The sequence below is a fragment of the Pseudomonas sp. GL_091 genome, assembly GCF_057837725.1.
Map to the genome: position 1 here is coordinate 7102551 of NZ_CM174451.1, position 18051 is coordinate 7120601.

Genomic DNA, 18051 nt, shown 5'->3' on the forward strand with positions numbered 1-18051 from the left:
CCCATCCCTGCCCCCTTTCGATCCAGGAGTACATCCATGAGCATTTATGACGTCGTGATACTCGGCGGTGGCCCCGGCGGTTACAACGCGGCGATCCGCGCCGGGCAACTGGGTCTGAAAGCCGCCTGCGTGGAAGGACGCGCCACACTCGGCGGCACCTGCCTGAACGTCGGCTGCATGCCATCCAAGGCGTTGCTGCATGCCTCTGAACTGTACGACGCGGCCATGGGGGCGGAATTCGCCAAACTGGGGATCGATGTCAAACCCAGCCTCAACCTCACCCAGATGATGAAACAAAAGGATGAAAGCGTTACCGGGCTGACCAAGGGCATCGAATTTCTTTTCCGCAAAAACAAAGTCGACTGGATCAAAGGCTGGGGCCACATCGACGGACCGGGCAAAGTCACGGCGACCGATAGAGCCGGTGGCAAGACCGAACTGATCGCCAGGGACATCATCATTGCCACCGGTTCCGAGCCCATGCCCCTGCCTGGTGTGGACATCGATAACAAACGCATCCTCGACTCCACCGGTGCCCTGGCCCTGAGCGAGGTGCCCAGGCATCTGGTGGTGATCGGCGCCGGGGTGATCGGCCTGGAACTGGGTTCGGTCTGGCGACGCCTTGGGGCACAGGTGACAGTGGTCGAGTTTCTCGACCGGATCTGCCCCGGCGTGGACATCGAAGCCGGCAAAACCCTGCAGCGCTCCCTGAGCAAGCAAGGCTTGAGTTTCAAATTGAGTTCAAAAGTGACCAGCGCCACCAGCTCCGCCAATGGCGTTCAGCTCAGCATCGAGCCTGCCGCTGGCGGTGCTGCCGAGCTGCTCGAAGCGGATTACGTATTGGTGGCCATCGGGCGCCGACCTTATACACAGGGCCTGGGCCTGGAGAACGTCGGCCTCGCCACGGACAAGCGCGGCATGCTCGCCAACAAAGGGCATCGCACCGAAGCTGTCGGGGTCTGGGTGATTGGTGACGTAACCTCGGGTCCCATGCTCGCCCACAAGGCCGAGGACGAAGCCATGGCCTGCGTCGAGCAGATTGTCGGCAAAGCCGGCGAGGTCAACTACGACCTGATCCCCAGTGTGGTCTACACCAAACCGGAACTGGCCAGCGTCGGCAAGACCGAAGAGCAGCTCAAGGCTGAAGGCCGGGCGTACAAGGTCGGCAAGTTTCCCTTCACCGCCAACAGCCGGGCGAAGATCAACCACGAAACCGAAGGCTTCGCCAAAGTGCTGGCCGATGAGCGCACGGACGAAGTCCTCGGCGTGCATCTGGTCGGCCCGAGCGTCAGTGAAATGATTGGCGAATATTGCGTGGCCATGGAATTCAGCGCCTCGGCCGAAGACATCGCCCTGACCTGCCATCCACACCCGACCCGCTCCGAGGCCTTGCGTCAGGCGGCGATGAATGTGGAGGGGATGGCGACGCAGATGTAAGGCAAAGGACTGGAGGTGACGGGGCCACCGCCTTCGCGAGCAAGTCGGATCGCCGCATCGCCGCTCCCACAGTTGATCTGTGGCGTTCACAAAACCAATGTGGGAGCGAGCCTGCTCGCGATGCAGACGACTCGGCCTAGAGCGGCAAATGCTCCAGCGGCAACGCCCCCGGGGCCTTCACCGTATGAATCGCAAAGTTGCTGCGAATGTCGCTCACCCCCGGCAGCTTCAGCAAACGCCCGGTGAGAAACCGGTCATAGGCGCGCAAGTCCGGCACCACCACCTGCAGTAGAAAATCCGACTCCCCTGACACCAGAAACGCCGAAATCACCTCGGGTAATGCCGTCACCGCCTGGCGAAAGGCTTCGGCTTGTTCATCGTTATGACGCTCGACCTTGACCCCGACAAACACCGTCAGCCCCAACCCCACTTCGTCGCGGTCCAGGTTGGCCTGGTAGCCGCGAATAACCCCCGCCTCTTCAAGCATCCGCACCCGGCGCAAGCATGGCGATGCCGACAGGCCAATCTCGTCTGCCAGTTGCACATTGCTCAGGCGGCCATCCCGTTGCAGCGCGGCGAGAATCTTGCGGTCGTAGGCGTCGAGTTTCATGGTTTGGCAGATCCTGATGGTTCAAGCTTGATTAAGTGGCAGGTTATGCCAATACACGTCTTGATAGAAGCCGACAACGCAAGCACCTGCCCCGCCCTCCAGCCCTAGACTGGTACGACCAAATCGACAACGAACGGGGTGCAACATGCAAGGTCTCTTGCTGTTTTTCATGGCACTGGCAGTGGTCTACCTGTTGCCGGGGCCCGACATGATCCTGCTGTTGCAGACCGGTGCCCGCCAGGGCAAAGGCGCCGCGCTGGCCACGGCCGTGGGCCTGGGCATCGCCCGGGGTTGTCATGTGGCATTGGCGGCGCTGGGGCTGGCGGCACTGTTCAAGGCGGCGCCCTGGACCTTCGACGTGGTGCGCCTGGCCGGTGCCGCGTATCTGCTGTGGATCGGCATTCAGTGCCTGCGAACCACGATGCTGCCGAGCCTCACCAGCGCCGAAGCAACTGGCGAAAAAACGCGCTGGGGTACAGCCATCCGACGCGGACTGCTGACCAACCTGCTCAACCCCAAGGCACTGCTGTTCTGCTCGGTGCTGCTGCCGCAATTCATCAACCCACAGGCCGGGCCGGTACTCGGGCAATTTGCGACCTTGGGCGTGGTGCTGGTCGGCGTCGGTTTGCTGTTCGACAGCGCTTACGCTCTGGTCGGCGCGGCACTCGGCCGTTGGCTGCAACGCAGCCCCTCAGCCCAGCGCCTGCAACAATGGTTGTTCGGCAGCCTGTTGATCGGTTTCGCCGTGCGGCTGACCTTTGTGCAACAGGCTTGAACCTCACAGCGCCTTGCGGCGGCGACGTTTGAACATCAACAGCGCGGCTGCCGCGAACACCACTACGCTACCGATCTGTAACGGCGTCTTGTACGGTCGCAAGGCCGAACGCGCAGCGTCGGTGACTTGGGTCACGTAGCGTTTGTCGGCGTTCTCGAAGTCGGGGTACGGGCACTGGTGGCCGAAATCGGCGGCCCATTCCACGTAAGGCCCTTCTTTGACATAACGCTGATAAATCGCACTTTGCTCCTCAAGGCTGCTGTTCCACCCCGACGCCTCGCACAGCACCGCCGCAAACGCCTGGCTGGTGTGAGGCAAGTTATCCGCCGCCTTGCTCGCCAGCGCCGTGGCCACGAAACGATAGTGATAACGCTGATCAGGCTGGGCAGCGCTGGCCTGCTGGCGCTTCACTTCGTCCTCGGCCACCAGCGGACCGACCTTGAGCTCGGCGTTTTCAAGCATGTAGTTACCACCGAGCGTGGCGTAATCCGGCGCCATTTCGTAGCCAAGAATGTCCATGCCCCACTCGCGTGCCGTCCACGCCGCATTGAACAGGGCGGCGGCGCGACGGGTCGGCCACCAGGCTGAATCAGCCGCCAGACGTTGTTCGCCATACAATCTCGCCTTGTGCCGCAAGCCGTCATTATCGAAGTACGCCGGCGCTTGCTCGTAATGCCCCTCGCGCAACAAACGCCGCCCAAGCAGATTGCGCAGGCTCGCCGCCACCGGCAAGGGCACGTAGTTGTCGCGGTCCTGCTGGATGAGTGGCGGCGGTGCCGGCACTTGCGTGTCGACGTAGTGCTTGAGTTCTTCGAGGGTCAACACGCGCTCGGCAACGGTGGCGGCGTCGAACCAGTAAATGCTTTGGCTGCGATACAGCTGATCGAAGGCTTGCAGGTAATCCCCGCGTTGCAGGGCCAGGATCGCGCTTTCACCCTCGACCCGGCATTTGGGCTGAAGCGTTTCGTAATCGTAGTCCGGGGTCCGTCGCTCGCCCCAGGACTCATTCTGCGGGAATGCCTGGGCCGCCTTGGCATAGGCTGCGGCGGCCGCACTCTTATCGCCCTCGCGCACCGCCAGTTTTGCCCGCAGCCACCAAGCCAAACCGCCATCGCCGGCATGTTCGAGGAAAGCCTTGGCACTGGCGTAATCGCCCTGTTGATAATTCATCGCCGCCAGGCGGTCGGCGTTTTCGAGACTGCCACGGGTACTGTTTTGCAGCAGCTTGATCATTTTTTGTTCGTTAGGCGGTTGATCGCCGAACGACCAACCCAACCGGCTGATCAGCGATGCGGTCACCAATTGCTGCACGGGCTGGCCCTTGAGCAACTCGGCCACTTGATCCTCCGGCAGTGTCATCAGGTCCGCCATCAATAGCTTCAGCGATTCGTAGCCCACCGCGGAGCCGTGCAGATTTTGCGTGGCGTACAGCTCGATGGCGCGGTTCCAGTCGCCGGCGGTGCGCACCACCCGGGCTTCTTCGCCGAGGCTGGCGACACCCAGTTCCAGTGGATCGCTGAAGCCGTCGATGCTCAGTTGCCGGGCTTGCTCGAAGGCCTTGCGGGATTGTTCGAGCAGATCCGGAGCCGCATCGGCTTCGACGCTCATGGCGAACAACGCGCGCCCCAGCGAGTAAGCCGCCCAAGTGCTGCGCGAGGCCCGTTGCTCGGCGGGCAAGGCCAGCACTTTCTTGAAATACCCGGCGGCCAAGGCAGGATCACCCGCGCCAAATGCCACAGCGCCGGCCAGGTACAACCTGAGCTCAGGCGGCAGTTGCGCCCCTTCGGTTTCAACCTGACGGGCATCCGTCAGGCTGCGCAGGTGTTTCACCAACACCTGTTGCTCAGCGGAAAGTCCCGCCTGCTCGGCTTGATCGCGCAGCGCTACAAGGTCAGGTTCATCACTGTTGTCGGCGCCAGCTGTGACGTTCTTCAAGCCGTTGATGGCGTGGCCGAGGCGGCTGATTTCGAAGCTGAAGTTGCCTTCCGGCAGTTCCGCCAGCGACTGTCCACGGTTATCCAGCAGGCGCATGGGGAAGTCCGGGCCGCAGGCCAGCGCCGAGCCCAGCGGCAGGCTGAGGCTCAGGCAAAGCAAATGACGCGGCCAGTTACGGGTGAACATTCGAACCTCCTTGATCAATGTGTGCGCAGCGAGCCCAACCAATGGCACGCTGTCCGCCGGCCGGTATTCGGCCATCGCGCAGGCGGGTGAAGGTAAGCAGATCCGGACGCTGTTGCAACGCGTAACCGGCCAAGGCATCGGCCCCCTCACAGCCACTGACCGCCAACGTCAGGCGTTCGGGCCAGGGGCGATCGAGGTTGCCCTGGTTGCTGATGCCGATGTCATAGAGGCCATTGTCGGCCGAGAGTTTCAGGTTCAATTGACTGTCGAGGACATCACCACGCGCCACGGCGCGCAAGGTGGTCAAGCTCCAGGCCCGACGGTCGTTGGCCAATGGCAAACGAAACCAGATCAGGCCCGCCAGATGTGTCGGTGGATCGGCCCGCAGCTCGGTACCGAGGGTGCGCAACGACTGCGGATCGGCGAGCAACTCCCGGCGCTGGCCTTCACGCTCCAGCGTCACTTCGCTTTCCACAACAGGCGCGCCGCCCGCCGACGGCAGCAACGCCACGCCATAGGCCGGCAGCGCCAGATAGAAAGGTTTTGTCGTGATGCGGCTCCAGGCCTTCGCCCATTGCCGGGCCTGATCGGCATCAAACAAGCCGCGACGCGGATCGCTCACCGCGTGCACCTGCAGCACGCTGCTGTCGACTGTGGATAACAACGCCGGCAATTCGCGACTGTCGAGCCAGGACGGCAACGTGGTGATGCTCAACGGCAGCGACGTCGGCAGCGCTTCACGCAAATGCGCGAGAAATTGGCGGTAGGCCGGTAGCCGAGCGTTTCCGGCGTCGTGGTCGATTTCCACGCCAGCGAGGTTCACCCCCTGTCCCTGCCAATCGCTGATCACCTGCCGGATTTGCGCTGTGATCTCATCCTGATCCAGCGCCTTGAGCTGCCCATCCAGGCGAATCACCGCAATCACCGGCCGGCCATCACGCTTGAGCAGTGCCGGGTCAATCCGGGCCCGACTCCAGCCCGCGTTGGGGAAAGCCTGCAAGGCCAGCACCCGCAATGTCGAAAAATCGGCGCGGCTGTCCCTGAGGGCAGCGTCGTGGGCCAACGTCCACTGCCGCTGCCAGACGTAAAGCTGTTGATCCAGCGGCGGTGCATCCTGTCTTTCGCAACCGGTGGTGAGCGCCAGCGCCAGCAGCAAGACCATCGAGCGAGTGAAAAAAACCATTGAAACGCCTGTTCCTGAAATGCAGAAAGGGCCTCTGTGGCCCTTTTTCGTTCTGCTCACTACCCTACCCAGCCATCGACCGACGGGCAATGTTCACCAACAATCTTCCTTCAAATATCGAGTACCAACGGCTGCGCCCCCTGCGCCGGAATCGCACAACAAATCAGCACCTGGCCGTCATCCGGCACCTCCGCTGGCGGCAGTGGATAATGCACCTGACCGCTGACCAAGCGTGTGCTGCAGGTGCCGCAGGAGCCGCCGCGACAACTGAATTCCGGACGCAGGCCACGGCTTTCCGCCAGCTCCAGCAAGCTGCCGCCGTCTGGCTGCCAGCGCGCCTCCTTGGCCGAACGCTGGAACACCACGGGCACGGACGTAGTGGCGGCTGGCGGTTGCTCGATGACCACCGCATCGGGGTCCGGTCGCCGGCGCAAGGTGGACGGGCCGAAGGTTTCGGCGTGAATCCGCGAATCGTGAATGTCCAACTCGCGCAAGCCATCGTACAGCGCCTGGGTAAAACTCCCGGGACCGCAGACGACAAAATCCAGCTGATCGTAGTCCTCGACTGTCAGCAGATCCTTGAGCAGCGCGACATCGATCCGTCCACTGAGGTCGAAGTCCTCTCCTTGTATCGCCTCGGCTTCCGGTTGACTAAGCAAACGCACCACCCGCACCGCGTCCCCGGCATCCTCGAGCAAGCGATCCAGCTCACGGCTAAACGGCTGGTCGGCCAGCGTGCGCGAACTCTGGATGAACCATGTCGGCCGGATACGGCGGGTGCGCAATCCCTGGTAAACCACCTCCCGCAGCATCGACAACAGCGGCGTGATGCCGACCCCGGCCGCCAGCAACACCAAAGGCCGACGCTCATGGGGCACCACGGTGAAATGCCCTTGCGGCGCCCGCGCTTCCAATACATCGCCAACACGAATCTGCTCATGCAAATGCGTAGACACCCGCCCGTCACGCTTCACGCTGATGCGGAAAAAATCATCGGACGGCGCGCTCGATAAACTGTACGTGCGGATGTGCACATCGCCGTCAATGTTGAAGCGCAGGGGCAAATGCTGCCCGGCCTGGAACAGTGGCAACCCGACGCCATCGGCCGGCTCCAGGTAAATCGAGCGAATGCTGTGGCTTTGCGCTTCAATCCGCGTCACCCGCAACGGCCGCCATTGATCGCCCAGGGCCTTGGCCTGCAAACGCGCCTTGGCCTGCTCCCATGTGCCGGTGAGCAAACTGGTGGGTGAAACACCGTCGAAGCGCCAGCGCAACGCCAGGGCGGCCGGGCGACGTACCACCTGCTCGACATCGATTGTCCACAGGCGCTCGGCCCCCTGGAACGCCTCGACCTGAGGGCCTTCCAGGATGATTTCGGTGCGCCCGCTGAGCTGCAGCAAATCACCGGTATTGAAATCGATGAACAACAACCCGGCCCGGGGATTGAGCAGCAGGTTGCCCAAGGTGTTGAAATGCAGGTTGCCGGCAAAGTCCGGAATGGTCAGGCGATTGCCTTCCACCTGTACGAAACCGGCCTGACCGCCGCGGTGAGAAACATCCACCGAGCGCTCACCGTCGACATCCACATAACTGGCAACGAAGAACGTGTCCGCCTCGGCGATCATGGCTTTGGCCGCGTTATCCAGTTCGCTGAAATGCTGGGCGGCACGCGTCGAGGGATCGGCCAGCGGCACCGAGCGAAACTGGCGCAACTGAATGTACTGCGGGCAATTGCCGAAGGACTGATCCACCGTCACCGCGAAACCGTCCGTGGACATGGCGCGGACATGCCCATTGATGCGGTTGCGGCGGCGGGTGTGCAACTCGATGCCCAACAGGCCGATGGCCGAACCGTCGCTCAACTGCGCGGGATCATCAAAGGCCGGCAGGCTGCGAAATTGCAGCAAGCCAGGTTCTGGCGAGTGAGCGAAACCGGGCTGACCTTCAAGGATACTGGCCCAGGGGTGACCGTCGGCATCCACCGCTGCGTACAGCATGAATGGCAATTGCTGATAGAACGTGCGGTGCTGGTCCGGCATCTCGCTGCGAATCACCTTACGACCGAACGCCTCCATTCGTTCGGCAACGCCCACATGCGCCTGCAGTTGTTTCTCGCCGGCATGCCAGGGTGAACGGTCCATACGGCTGCTCCCTTGCGCCACTGGCGCAGAACGGTGCGACCCGGCAACACCGGGCCGCCAGCATCAGGCGGTTTTTTGCAGACCGGCGACGGTGCGCGGCATGCCGACAAAACCCGGCAAGGCTTCGATACGGATCAGCCAGGCGCGAATGTTGGCGTACTCGTCCAGCGACACATTGCCCTCGGGCGCATGGGCGATGTAACTGTAGGCGGCGACGTCGGCAATCGTCGGTTCAGTGCCAGCCAGATACGGCGTATCGGCCAGTTCGTGATCGATCACTTTGAGCACGGTATGGGCATAGGCAATCACTTCTGCAGCGTTGTAAGGCGCGCCAAACACGGTGATCAACCTTGCCCGGGCAGGGCCGAAGGCAATCGGACCGGCAGCGACCGACAACCAGCGCTGGACCTTGGCGGCCCCTACCGGATCAGCCGGCAGCCAGCGACCGTTGCCGTACTTTTGCGCCAGATAAACCAGAATCGCGTTGGAATCGGCCAACACCACGCCCTGATCATCAATCACCGGCACCTGACCGAAAGCATTGAGCGCGAGGAACGCCGGTTGCTTGTGTTCGCCCTTGGCGAGGTCAACGAAGATCAACTCGGTCGGCAGTTTCAGCAGGGACAGCATCAACTCGACACGATGAGCGTGGCCGGAACGTGGGAAGTTGTAGAGTTTGATCGCTTGCATGGTCGACGCCTCGGGTGAGTGGTGCTGTTCAGGAGAGAGATGGGTCGTATCTTCTACTCACATCCAAAACAACAGAATCACCAGCCAACGCAATCCATTATTTCAGCAGGTGAAATAATTCAACGCTTGAGCGCCGGATGCTCGCGCAGGGTCTTCACCGCGAAATCGACAAAACTGCGCACCCGGGCCGGCGCTTTACGCCCGCCCTGATAGACCACATGGATGGGCAACGGCGGCAGTTCGAAGTCGGCCAGAATGATTTCCAGCTCACCGGCGGCCACCTTGCTCGCCACTTGATAAGACAGCACCCGCGTGAACCCCAACCCCAGACAGGCTGCTGTGATGGCCGCCTGATTGGCCGTCACCACCAGTCGTGGTTCAGCCCGGACACTCAGGGTTTCGCCGCCTTCAATGAATGGCCAACTCCTGAGTTGGCCGATAGCCGAGGTCGCAATAATCGGCGCCCTGGCCAGTTCCCGGGGATGCCTGGGCCGACCATGGCTAGCCAGTAACTGTGGCGAGGCGCAGATCACCCGCCGCACCTCACCCACGCGGATCGCATGCTGGTTGCTGTCGGGGAGTTCGCCGATGCGAATCGCCACATCGACGCCCTCCTCGACCACGCTCACCACCCGGTCCACCAGCAGCGCGTTGATGCAGACCTCGGGGAATTGCGTCAGATAATTCACCATCAACGGCGTGACAAACAGCTCGCCAAACAAGACCGGTGCGGTGATGGTCAGTTGCCCACGGGGATGGATATGGCTGCCCGCTGCCGAATCCTCGGCTTCCTGCACCTCGGCGAGAATTCTCCGACAGTCCTCCAGATATCGCTGACCGGCCTCGCTCAAGTACACGCTGCGCGTGGTACGTGTGAGCAATTGTGTGCCAATCCGCTTCTCCAGCGCCGCCACCGCTCGGGTCACGCTGGCCGCCGACAGACCCAAACGCCGCGCCGCCGCCGAAAAACCCTGCTCCTTGGCGACAGCAGCGAAGACCTGCATTTCCTGGAAGCGGTCCATGGGACTGTCCTCATTTCAGATAGATAAATCGCAACCAAAGGCCGGAATGTTAAGCGCAAGTGTTCAACAACATAGTTGGGCGTCCGACCATCAAGTAAATCAATGGGCTACTGCACTCTAGCGCCTGCGCCGTAAAAACCAAGCGTGTCACAAACCTCAAAAAACGGACCGGGGATTATTGATAATTATTGAGGATTATTTTCTTGCGACGGGTGCGACTGTTCGCAATTATCCGGATCAGCCCGCTGCAACGACTAATGCCCGGTAGAGAAAAAGAGCCATTGGCTCAGCTTCCAAACCGTTTCCAGGCAAGGGCTCGTCAGCGGTCTCCATCAACTGCGGCAGAATTCCAGCCTGCATAAACAGGCGGAATATACGACTGCTCCTATACTACAAACCACCCTGTTACCTATTGAGTATTTGGTAGGTACCTCGTTGAAATTTTCCCTACTTGAAGTAAGGCGTTATTGGGTTGTTAACGCTTGGACGGCTGTCCGTGGATTTTGCTTCAAGGATTCACTTAGTAGGGAAGAGTTGAACTTGAACTGGCTGGCCAACCTGTGTGACACAGCAAGGAGTTCGATAATGTTGCGCACTAACATTTCCGCTAGAGCACTGTCCGGTGGTTTGCTCGACGTACTGATTCGCGCCGGGCTGATTACGGTGCTGGTACTGTTCTGCTTCCAGATCTTCCACCCCTTCCTCAACCTCATGCTCTGGGCAATGATTCTGGCCATCACCCTGTATCCACTGCATGCACTCATCAAGCGCAAGCTGGTCAACAAGGACGGTCGTGCCGCCACCCTGATCGTGGTGGTCTCCCTGGCGTTGCTGATGGTGCCGATCTACCTGCTGGGCACTTCGATCAGTGAATCGGTCCAGGGCACCCTGGCGATCCTCAAGTCCGATACGATGCAGATTCCGCTCCCCAGCGAAAAAATCGCCTCCCTGCCGCTCATTGGCAAGCCGCTCTACGGCTACTGGATGCAAGCCGCCACCGACATGAGCAGCGTGGTGATGAAGGTGATGCCCTATATCAAGTCCGTCGGCCTGACCTTGTTGGGCAAAATGGCCGACGTTGGCGTGGGCTTTCTGTTGTTCATCGGCGCCCTGATCATTGCCGGCGTGCTCATGGCCTATGGCGAAAACGGCGAAAGAAGCGCCATGGCCATCACCTCGCGCCTTTCCGGTCCAGAGCGTGGCCCTCGCATTACCGAACTCTGCACTGCAACCATCCGCGCGGTCGCCCAGGGCGTGGTGGGCATCGCGTTCATTCAGATGTTGCTGGTTGGCGTGGGCTTCGTGCTCATGGGCGTCCCCGGTGCCGGGCTGCTGGCCATGGTGGCGCTGCTGATGGGGATCATGCAATTGCCGGTACTTCTGGTGACCATCCCGGTGATCGCCTATGTCTTCGCCACCGACGGCACCACCTTGGGCACCGTCGTGTTTGGCATCTACAGCCTGATCGCCGGGATGGCCGACAACGTCCTCAAGCCGTTGATGCTGGGTCGTGGCGTCGATGTACCCATGCCGGTGATTCTGATTGGCGCCCTCGGCGGCATGGTAAGCGGCGGCTTCATCGGTTTGTTCATCGGGCCGGTTGCGCTGGCGGTGGGCTACCAACTGTTCTGGCAATGGGTCCAGGACCAACCGACTGTCGAGGCAATGAACGAGACACCCGAGATCGAGGCGTTGAACGAGACACCGAAGACAGAGGCAATGAACGACCAGCGTCCTGTTTGAGGAGTTTGCGCTTGATGCCACGCCCTGCTCGCATCAGCCGGCTTCTGCTCTGTGGCACCGTCGTTCTGGGGGGCTGTGTGCAACTAGGCCCGGATTTCCAGTCACCGGCCCAGCCCTGGGTCGACCACTGGAACACCCCGGCCCTGGAGATCGCCGGCCAACAACACGCGCAACCTGACAGCCGCCAATGGTGGCGCGTGTTCAACGACCCGGTGCTGGACCATTTGATGGCCGAAGCCGATGCCCACAACCCCGACCTCCACGTCGCTGGCCTGCGGGTCATGGAGTCCCGCGCACAATTGGGCATCGCACTGGCCGGCCGCTACCCGCAATTGCAGCAGGCCAGCGCCGACAGCCTGTACCTGAACCGTAAACAATCGGGCGGCAGCAACCCCCAGGACACGCATTTCTGGCAACACAGCGTCGGCTTCGATATCGGCTGGGAGCTGGATTTCTGGGGGCGTTTCAGCCGTGCCATCGAGTCAGCCGACGCCTCCTGGTTTGCCGCCCAGGCCAACTATGAAAATGCCTTGGTGCTGTTGCACGCGCAACTGGCGCAAAACTACTACGCCTTGCGCACCGCCGAGGCGCGCCTGGCCATCGCCCGCAGTAACGCCAAATTGCAAAAACGCAGTTACGAGATCACCGAGCGCCTGTTCAACAGCGGGGCCGAAGCAGAACTCGACCTGCAACAAGCCAAGACCCAGTACCTGGGCACCCTGAGTACCATCCCGGATTTCGAGAGCCAGGTGGCGAGCTTGCGCAATGCGCTGTCTACCCTGATCGGCCAGCCACCCGGCTCGATCCCTGACCTCAATCGCAACACCGGCTTAGTGCCGCTGCTCGATACCGCGGTCTTGCAGGATGTGCCGGCCAACCTGCTGGTGCGGCGTCCCGATGTCCGTGCTGCCGAACTGCAAGTGGCGGCGCAATCGGCGTTGATCGGTGTGGCCGAGTCCGACCTGTACCCCTCCATCAGCCTGCTGGGCAGCATCGTCTGGTCCGCCAACTCGCTCAACGCTGCGCCCAATACCCTCGACTTCGTGGCCGGCCCCAGCCTGCGCTGGGACATCTTCGACCACGGCCGGATCACCAACAACGTTCGCGTGCAGGATGCGCGCTTGCAGCAATTGATCGTTATCTACCAAGACAGCGTACGCCAGGCGGCGCGTGAGGCCGACGATGCCGCTACCGGCTTGATCAAAGCGCTGGAGCGCGACCAGATCCTCAGCGAAGCCTCGGTGGCCGCCGAACGTTCGGTGACCCTGGCCAACGCCCAATACCGCGAAGGCTATTCGGATTTCCAGCGAGTGCTGGATGCCCAGCGGGCCCTGTTTGCCCAGCAGGATATCTACCTGGTCAACCGTGGCACCGCCGTCAACAGCCTGATCGCCCTCTACAAGGCTTTGGGCGGAGGTTGGTACAGCGACCAGCCGATGGTCGACCCGGCCACCCGCAAACAAATGCAAGAACGGACCGATTGGGGCGATCTGCTCGACGAACCGAAGGAAAGTGCCCATGACTGACAGCCAACAACCGGTCGACGAGAAAGCCCCGGCACCTGCCGCCGACCCTACGAAAAAAGCGATCAATTGGGTGGTGCTGCTGATCATCTTGAGTCTGGTCTGGTACCTGATGGCCGACCGTTACACCCCCTACACGCAACAGGCACGGGTGCAGGCCTTCATTGTGCCGGTGGCCGCCGAGGTATCCGGCCGGGTGACCAAGGTGCATGTACGCAACAACCAGGACGTCAAGGCCGGCGAGTTGCTGTTTGAAGTCAACCCGGAGCAGTACCAGATTGCCGTCGATCGCGCTCGCGCCGACCTTGAATCGACCCGTCGCCAGGTGGGCGCCAACACCGCCGGCGTCGACTCCAAGCAAGCGTCCCTGCGTGCATCCCAGGCCAACGAACTCAAGGCACGCCAGGACATCCAGCGGCTTGAACGCCTGTACCGCGAAGACCCGGGCACCATCTCGCTGCGACGCCTGGAAATATCCCGCGCCACCCTGGAAGAATCCATCAGCCAGGTCGCCGCGGCCAAGGCCGAAGTGCAACGTGCACGCGAACAACAGGGCGGTAACGAAGGCGAAAACGCCCAGTTGCTCAGCGCCGCGAGCAACCTTGAAAAGGCCGAGCTGGACTTGAGCAATACCAAGGTCCACGCGCGCTCCGCCGGCCTGATCACCGATCTACGCACCGATGTCGGCCAGTTCGCCGCCGCCGGTGCTCCGGTGATGACCCTGATCGCCATCCACGATGTGTGGATCAGCGCCGACATGACCGAAAACAATCTGGGCGACGTCAAGCCAGGTACACCGGTGTCGATCGTCCTCGACGCGTTGCCGGGGGAGATTTTCAAAGGCCATGTGCGCAGCGTTGGCTATGGCGTCGACATCGGCCAGACCACCCAGCCGGGCAGCCTGCCGAAAGTGGAGAACAGCCGCGATTGGTTGCGCCCTGCCCAGCGTTTTCCGGTCATCATCGAATTCGAACCCGGTGAGTTGACCGGCCCGCAAGGCATCCGGTCCGGCGGGCAGGCCGAAGTCATGGCGTTCCCGAGTGAAAGTAACCCGCTGAATATCCTGGGTCGCCTGTTCCTGCGCGTGATGAGCTGGTTGTCCTATGCGTATTGAGCGCCCGCCCCGGGTTCAGCGCGCTCTGCGCCTGAGCTTCGGCACGGCGCTGTGCCTGGCGGCGAGCTTTGGTCTGGCCCTGCCCATCCCGTTCCTCTCGCCGATGCTGGCGCTGATGATGCTGGCAGCGATGAACCGACCGTTGCCGTTCAAAGCCAGCCTGGGCCTGATCCTGATCCTTATGCTGACCACCGGGACCGGCCTGCTGCTCATTCCCCTGCTGCGTTACTACCCGTTCAGTGGTGTGCTGCTGGTCGGACTGTGCCTGTTCCTGGCCTTCGGTTATGGCCTGCGCGGCGGCAACCCGCTGGTGGCGACTTTCCTGGTGGTGGGCCTGACCTTGATCAGTTCGGCGGGAACCACCGAATTCGACCTGGCGCTTGAGGTGATCGTGGCCCTGGTCAAGGGCCTGTTCCTGGCCGTCACGACGCTGACCATCAGCCATTGGCTGTTTCCCGACCCTCCCAGCGCCCCCGCGGCCAAACCCGGCCCGAGCCTTACGCCAACCGAAAGCGGTTGGCTGGCGCTACGTGCCACGCTGGTGGTGCTGCCGACTTTCCTGCTGGCCATGATCGACCCGGCCAGTTACCTGCCGATCATCATGAAAGCCGTCAGCCTCGGCCAACAAAGCTGCGCGACCAGCGCCCGCACCGCCGGCCAGGAATTGCTCGGCTCGACCCTGCTCGGTGGCCTGATGGCGATTCTTTTCTGGTGTGCGCTGAGCCTATTCGTCAACCTGTGGATGTTCTTTCTGTGGATGTTGCTGTTCGGTTTACTGGCGGCCAGAAAGCTCTATGGCCTGGCCCGGACCCGACAACCACCGAGTTTCTGGCTCAACAGCCTGGCGACCCTGATCATTCTGCTCGGCCAATCGGTGCAGGACAGTGCCGCGGGCAAGGATGTCTACACCGCCTTTGCCATCCGCATGGGTCTGTTCATTCTGGTGACCTTGTACGCCTGCGTCATGGTCCATCTGCTGGACACGCGGCGACAGCGTCGAATTACGGCCGCCTAGAAACAGAAAAACCCCCTGAGAAGGGGGTTTTTTCATTGTGGATAACTTATTCCACGGTGACCGACTTCGCCAGGTTGCGCGGCTGGTCAACGTCGGTGCCCTTGAGCACGGCGACGTAGTACGACAGCAGTTGCAGCGGGATGGTGTAGAGAATCGGCGACAGGATGTCGTGGATGTGCGGCATGTGCACCACGTGGGTGCCTTCACCGTTGGTCATGCCGGCCTTCTCGTCAGCGAAGACTATCAACTGGCCACCGCGGGCGCGCACTTCCTGAAGGTTGGACTTCAGCTTCTCCAGCAGTTCGTTGTTTGGCGCCACGGTCACCACTGGCATGTCGTTATCCACAAGCGCCAACGGGCCGTGTTTCAGCTCGCCGGCCGGATAGGCTTCAGCGTGGATGTAGGAGATTTCCTTGAGCTTGAGAGCGCCTTCCATCGCCACCGGGAACTGCGCGCCACGGCCGAGGAACAGCGTGTGGTGTTTCTCGGCGAACAGCTCGGAGATTTTTTCCACGGTGCTGTCCATGGCCAGCGCTTCGCCCAGACGGGTCGGCAAACGACGCAGTTCTTCGACCAGTGTTGCTTCGACACCTTCGGCCAAGGTGCCACGAACCTGGCCCAGGGAAAGCGTCAGCAACAACAGGCCAACCAGTTGCGTGGTGAAGGCTTTGGTCGATGCCACACCGATTTCGCGACCGGCCTGGGTCAACAGGGTCAGATCGGATTCACGCACCAGCGAGCTGATACCGACGTTGCAGATCGCCAGGCTGGCGAGGAAGCCCAGTTCCTTGGCGTTGCGCAGCGCGGCCAGGGTGTCGGCGGTCTCACCGGACTGGGAAATGGTCACGAACAGGGTGTCCGGCTGCACCACTACCTTGCGGTAACGGAATTCGCTGGCGACTTCGACCTGGCAAGGAATACCGGCCAGCTCTTCGAGCCAGTAACGCGCGACCATGCCGGCGTGGTAACTGGTGCCGCACGCGACGATCTGTACATTGCGTACTTTGGCGAACAGCTCGGCAGCCTGTGGGCCGAATGCCTGTACCAAGACCTGGTTCTGGCTCAGGCGACCTTCCAGGGTGCGCTGCACCACGGATGGTTGCTCGTGGATTTCCTTGAGCATGAAGTGGCGGAACTCGCCCTTTTCAGCGGCTTCGGCACCGTCGCGATACTGCACGGCTTCGCGCTCGACAGCCTTGCCGTCAACGTCCCAGATCTGCACGCTGTCCCGGCGGATTTCGGCGATATCGCCTTCTTCCAGATACATGAAGCGGTCGGTGACCTGACGCAGGGCCAACTGGTCGGACGCCAGGAAGTTTTCCCCCAGGCCCAGGCCGATCACCAGCGGGCTGCCGCTGCGGGCTGCGACCAGACGATCAGGTTGCTTCGAGCTGATCACTGCCAGGCCGTAAGCACCGTGCAACTCTTTGACGGTCGCCTTGAGGGCTACGCTCAGGTCGCGCAGATCCTTGAGTTTGTGGTTCAGCAGGTGGGCGATGACTTCGGTGTCGGTGTCCGAGGTGAACACGTAGCCCAAAGCCTTGAGTTGTTCACGCAGGGCTTCGTGGTTTTCGATGATGCCGTTGTGCACTACTGCCAAGTCACCGGAGAAATGCGGGTGAGCATTGCGCTCGCACGGTGCGCCATGGGTGGCCCAGCGCGTGTGGGCGATGCCCAGACGACCGACCAGCGGCTCGGTGGTCAATGCCTGCTCCAGCTCACTGACCTTGCCCGGACGACGCATGCGCTCGAGTTTTTCATCGTTGGTGTAGACCGCCACGCCGGCGCTGTCATACCCACGGTATTCGAGGCGTTTCAGGCCTTCGACGAGGATGGCGGTGATGTTACGTTCTGCGACTGCGCCGACAATTCCACACATGCTATTTCTCCTGACTGACAGCCGCGCAAATCAAATTGATGCCGCGGGCCTGAATCTGATCGCGAGCCTCAAGCGGCAGGCGTTCATCGGTAATAAGGGTATGGACACTGCTCCAGGGCAGCTCCAGGTTGGGAATCTTGCGGCCGATCTTGTCGGCCTCCACCATCACGACCACTTCGCGGGCGACTTCGGCCATGACCCGGCTCAGCCCGAGCAGTTCGTTGAAGGTGGTTGTACCGCGAACCAGATCGATGCCATCGGCGCCGATAAACAGCTGGTCGAAGTCGTAGGAGCGTAGTACCTGCTCGGCAACCTGCCCCTGAAAGGACTCGGAATGCGGGTCCCAGGTACCACCGGTCATCAACAGCACCGGTTCGTGCTCAAGTTCACTCAGGGCATTGGCGACATGCAGCGAGTTGGTCATCACCACCAGACCGGGTTGCTGCCCGAGTTCCGGGATCATGGAAGCGGTGGTACTGCCACTGTCGATAATGATGCGCGCATGCTCGCGAATCCGCGCGACGGCGGCACGGGCGATGGCTTGTTTGTATTTGGAAACCGGCTGACCAAGGTCCGCGACCAACTCCTGAGGCATGGTGATCGCCCCGCCGTAACGACGCAGCAACAGGCCATTGCTTTCAAGTGCCGCCAGATCCTTGCGAATCGTAACTTCCGACGTTTCGAAGCGCTTGGCCAACTCGTCCACACTGACTTCGCCCTGCTCATTGAGCAAGGCGAGTATGTTGTGACGACGCTGAGGTGTGTTGCGCTTCGACATGAGTTGATAAGTTTCGTTTC

14 protein-coding genes are annotated in these 18051 nt (G+C 61.5%); 6 read left to right on the plus strand and 8 right to left on the minus strand.

Annotated elements, in window-relative coordinates:
• The first annotated feature begins 36 nt into the window (after positions 1–36).
• Entirely contained in the window at positions 37–1437 is a 1401-nt protein-coding gene (gene lpdA, locus AC3ITY_RS32455; protein ID WP_489306948.1) for a dihydrolipoyl dehydrogenase, read from the plus strand.
• 136 nt (positions 1438–1573) lie between these two features.
• On the opposite strand, the gene AC3ITY_RS32460 is transcribed toward lpdA, so the two are convergent.
• Positions 1574–2047, minus strand: coding sequence for an Lrp/AsnC family transcriptional regulator (locus tag AC3ITY_RS32460; RefSeq protein WP_489306950.1), 474 nt, complete (start codon positions 2045–2047; stop codon positions 1574–1576).
• Between the two features lie 145 nt (positions 2048–2192).
• On the opposite strand from AC3ITY_RS32460, the gene AC3ITY_RS32465 reads away from it, so the two are divergent.
• Complete coding sequence (locus tag AC3ITY_RS32465; RefSeq protein WP_489306952.1) at positions 2193–2822, plus strand: LysE family translocator; 630 nt, start codon at positions 2193–2195, stop codon at positions 2820–2822.
• A 3-nt stretch (positions 2823–2825) separates the two neighbouring features.
• Here the strand turns inward: AC3ITY_RS32465 and AC3ITY_RS32470 are convergent, their stop codons facing one another.
• The 5 genes from AC3ITY_RS32470 to AC3ITY_RS32490 all read right to left on the minus strand — a co-directional run bounded on the left by AC3ITY_RS32470 (position 2826) and on the right by AC3ITY_RS32490 (position 9979).
• Positions 2826–4943: a hypothetical protein gene (locus AC3ITY_RS32470; protein WP_489306954.1), complete on the minus strand. Its 2118-nt coding sequence runs from the start codon at positions 4941–4943 to the stop codon at positions 2826–2828.
• On the minus strand, positions 4930–6126 hold the full coding sequence (locus AC3ITY_RS32475; RefSeq protein ID WP_489306955.1) for a DUF3142 domain-containing protein: 1197 nt from the start codon (positions 6124–6126) through the stop codon (positions 4930–4932). The genes AC3ITY_RS32470 and AC3ITY_RS32475 overlap by 14 nt, the downstream gene beginning before the upstream one ends.
• A gap of 110 nt (positions 6127–6236) precedes the next feature.
• Entirely contained in the window at positions 6237–8267 is a 2031-nt protein-coding gene (locus tag AC3ITY_RS32480; protein WP_489306956.1) for a pyridoxamine 5'-phosphate oxidase family protein, read from the minus strand.
• Positions 8268–8330: 63 nt separating this feature from the next.
• Entirely contained in the window at positions 8331–8957 is a 627-nt protein-coding gene (locus tag AC3ITY_RS32485) for a glutathione S-transferase family protein (protein ID WP_489306957.1), read from the minus strand.
• Between the two features lie 119 nt (positions 8958–9076).
• Entirely contained in the window at positions 9077–9979 is a 903-nt protein-coding gene (locus tag AC3ITY_RS32490) for a LysR family transcriptional regulator (protein ID WP_223455190.1), read from the minus strand.
• A 585-nt stretch (positions 9980–10564) separates the two neighbouring features.
• Here AC3ITY_RS32490 and AC3ITY_RS32495 point away from each other — a divergent pair.
• The 4 genes from AC3ITY_RS32495 to AC3ITY_RS32510 are packed head-to-tail and all read left to right on the plus strand — an operon-like array spanning position 10565 to position 15374.
• Positions 10565–11722 (plus strand): AI-2E family transporter, encoded by a 1158-nt coding sequence (locus AC3ITY_RS32495; protein WP_489306958.1) that lies wholly within the window; start codon positions 10565–10567, stop codon positions 11720–11722.
• Between the two features lie 14 nt (positions 11723–11736).
• On the plus strand, positions 11737–13248 hold the full coding sequence (locus tag AC3ITY_RS32500) for an efflux transporter outer membrane subunit (RefSeq protein ID WP_489306959.1): 1512 nt from the start codon (positions 11737–11739) through the stop codon (positions 13246–13248).
• Positions 13241–14359 carry an HlyD family secretion protein gene (locus tag AC3ITY_RS32505; protein ID WP_489306960.1) on the plus strand — a complete coding sequence of 373 codons (1119 nt, stop codon included), beginning with the start codon at positions 13241–13243 and terminating at the stop codon, positions 14357–14359. Before AC3ITY_RS32500 ends, AC3ITY_RS32505 begins: the two co-directional genes overlap by 8 nt.
• On the plus strand, positions 14349–15374 hold the full coding sequence (locus AC3ITY_RS32510; protein WP_489306961.1) for a DUF2955 domain-containing protein: 1026 nt from the start codon (positions 14349–14351) through the stop codon (positions 15372–15374). Before AC3ITY_RS32505 ends, AC3ITY_RS32510 begins: the two co-directional genes overlap by 11 nt.
• A gap of 46 nt (positions 15375–15420) precedes the next feature.
• On the opposite strand, the gene glmS is transcribed toward AC3ITY_RS32510, so the two are convergent.
• Entirely contained in the window at positions 15421–17253 is a 1833-nt protein-coding gene (gene glmS / locus AC3ITY_RS32515) for a glutamine--fructose-6-phosphate transaminase (isomerizing) (RefSeq protein ID WP_489306962.1), read from the minus strand.
• 1 nt (position 17254) lies between these two features.
• Entirely contained in the window at positions 17255–18031 is a 777-nt protein-coding gene (locus tag AC3ITY_RS32520; RefSeq protein WP_150728262.1) for a DeoR family transcriptional regulator, read from the minus strand.
• Positions 18032–18051: the final 20 nt, after the last annotated feature.

Coding starts and splice junctions, on each gene's coding strand:
- lpdA (WP_489306948.1), top strand. CDS start 37: ATGAGCATTTATGACGTCGTGATACTCGGCGGTGGCCCCGGCGGTTAC.
- AC3ITY_RS32460 (WP_489306950.1), bottom strand. CDS start 2,047: ATGAAACTCGACGCCTACGACCGCAAGATTCTCGCCGCGCTGCAACGG.
- AC3ITY_RS32465 (WP_489306952.1), top strand. CDS start 2,193: ATGCAAGGTCTCTTGCTGTTTTTCATGGCACTGGCAGTGGTCTACCTG.
- AC3ITY_RS32470 (WP_489306954.1), bottom strand. CDS start 4,943: ATGTTCACCCGTAACTGGCCGCGTCATTTGCTTTGCCTGAGCCTCAGC.
- AC3ITY_RS32475 (WP_489306955.1), bottom strand. CDS start 6,126: ATGGTTTTTTTCACTCGCTCGATGGTCTTGCTGCTGGCGCTGGCGCTC.
- AC3ITY_RS32480 (WP_489306956.1), bottom strand. CDS start 8,267: ATGGACCGTTCACCCTGGCATGCCGGCGAGAAACAACTGCAGGCGCAT.
- AC3ITY_RS32485 (WP_489306957.1), bottom strand. CDS start 8,957: ATGCAAGCGATCAAACTCTACAACTTCCCACGTTCCGGCCACGCTCAT.
- AC3ITY_RS32490 (WP_223455190.1), bottom strand. CDS start 9,979: ATGGACCGCTTCCAGGAAATGCAGGTCTTCGCTGCTGTCGCCAAGGAG.
- AC3ITY_RS32495 (WP_489306958.1), top strand. CDS start 10,565: ATGTTGCGCACTAACATTTCCGCTAGAGCACTGTCCGGTGGTTTGCTC.
- AC3ITY_RS32500 (WP_489306959.1), top strand. CDS start 11,737: ATGCCACGCCCTGCTCGCATCAGCCGGCTTCTGCTCTGTGGCACCGTC.
- AC3ITY_RS32505 (WP_489306960.1), top strand. CDS start 13,241: ATGACTGACAGCCAACAACCGGTCGACGAGAAAGCCCCGGCACCTGCC.
- AC3ITY_RS32510 (WP_489306961.1), top strand. CDS start 14,349: ATGCGTATTGAGCGCCCGCCCCGGGTTCAGCGCGCTCTGCGCCTGAGC.
- glmS (WP_489306962.1), bottom strand. CDS start 17,253: ATGTGTGGAATTGTCGGCGCAGTCGCAGAACGTAACATCACCGCCATC.
- AC3ITY_RS32520 (WP_150728262.1), bottom strand. CDS start 18,031: ATGTCGAAGCGCAACACACCTCAGCGTCGTCACAACATACTCGCCTTG.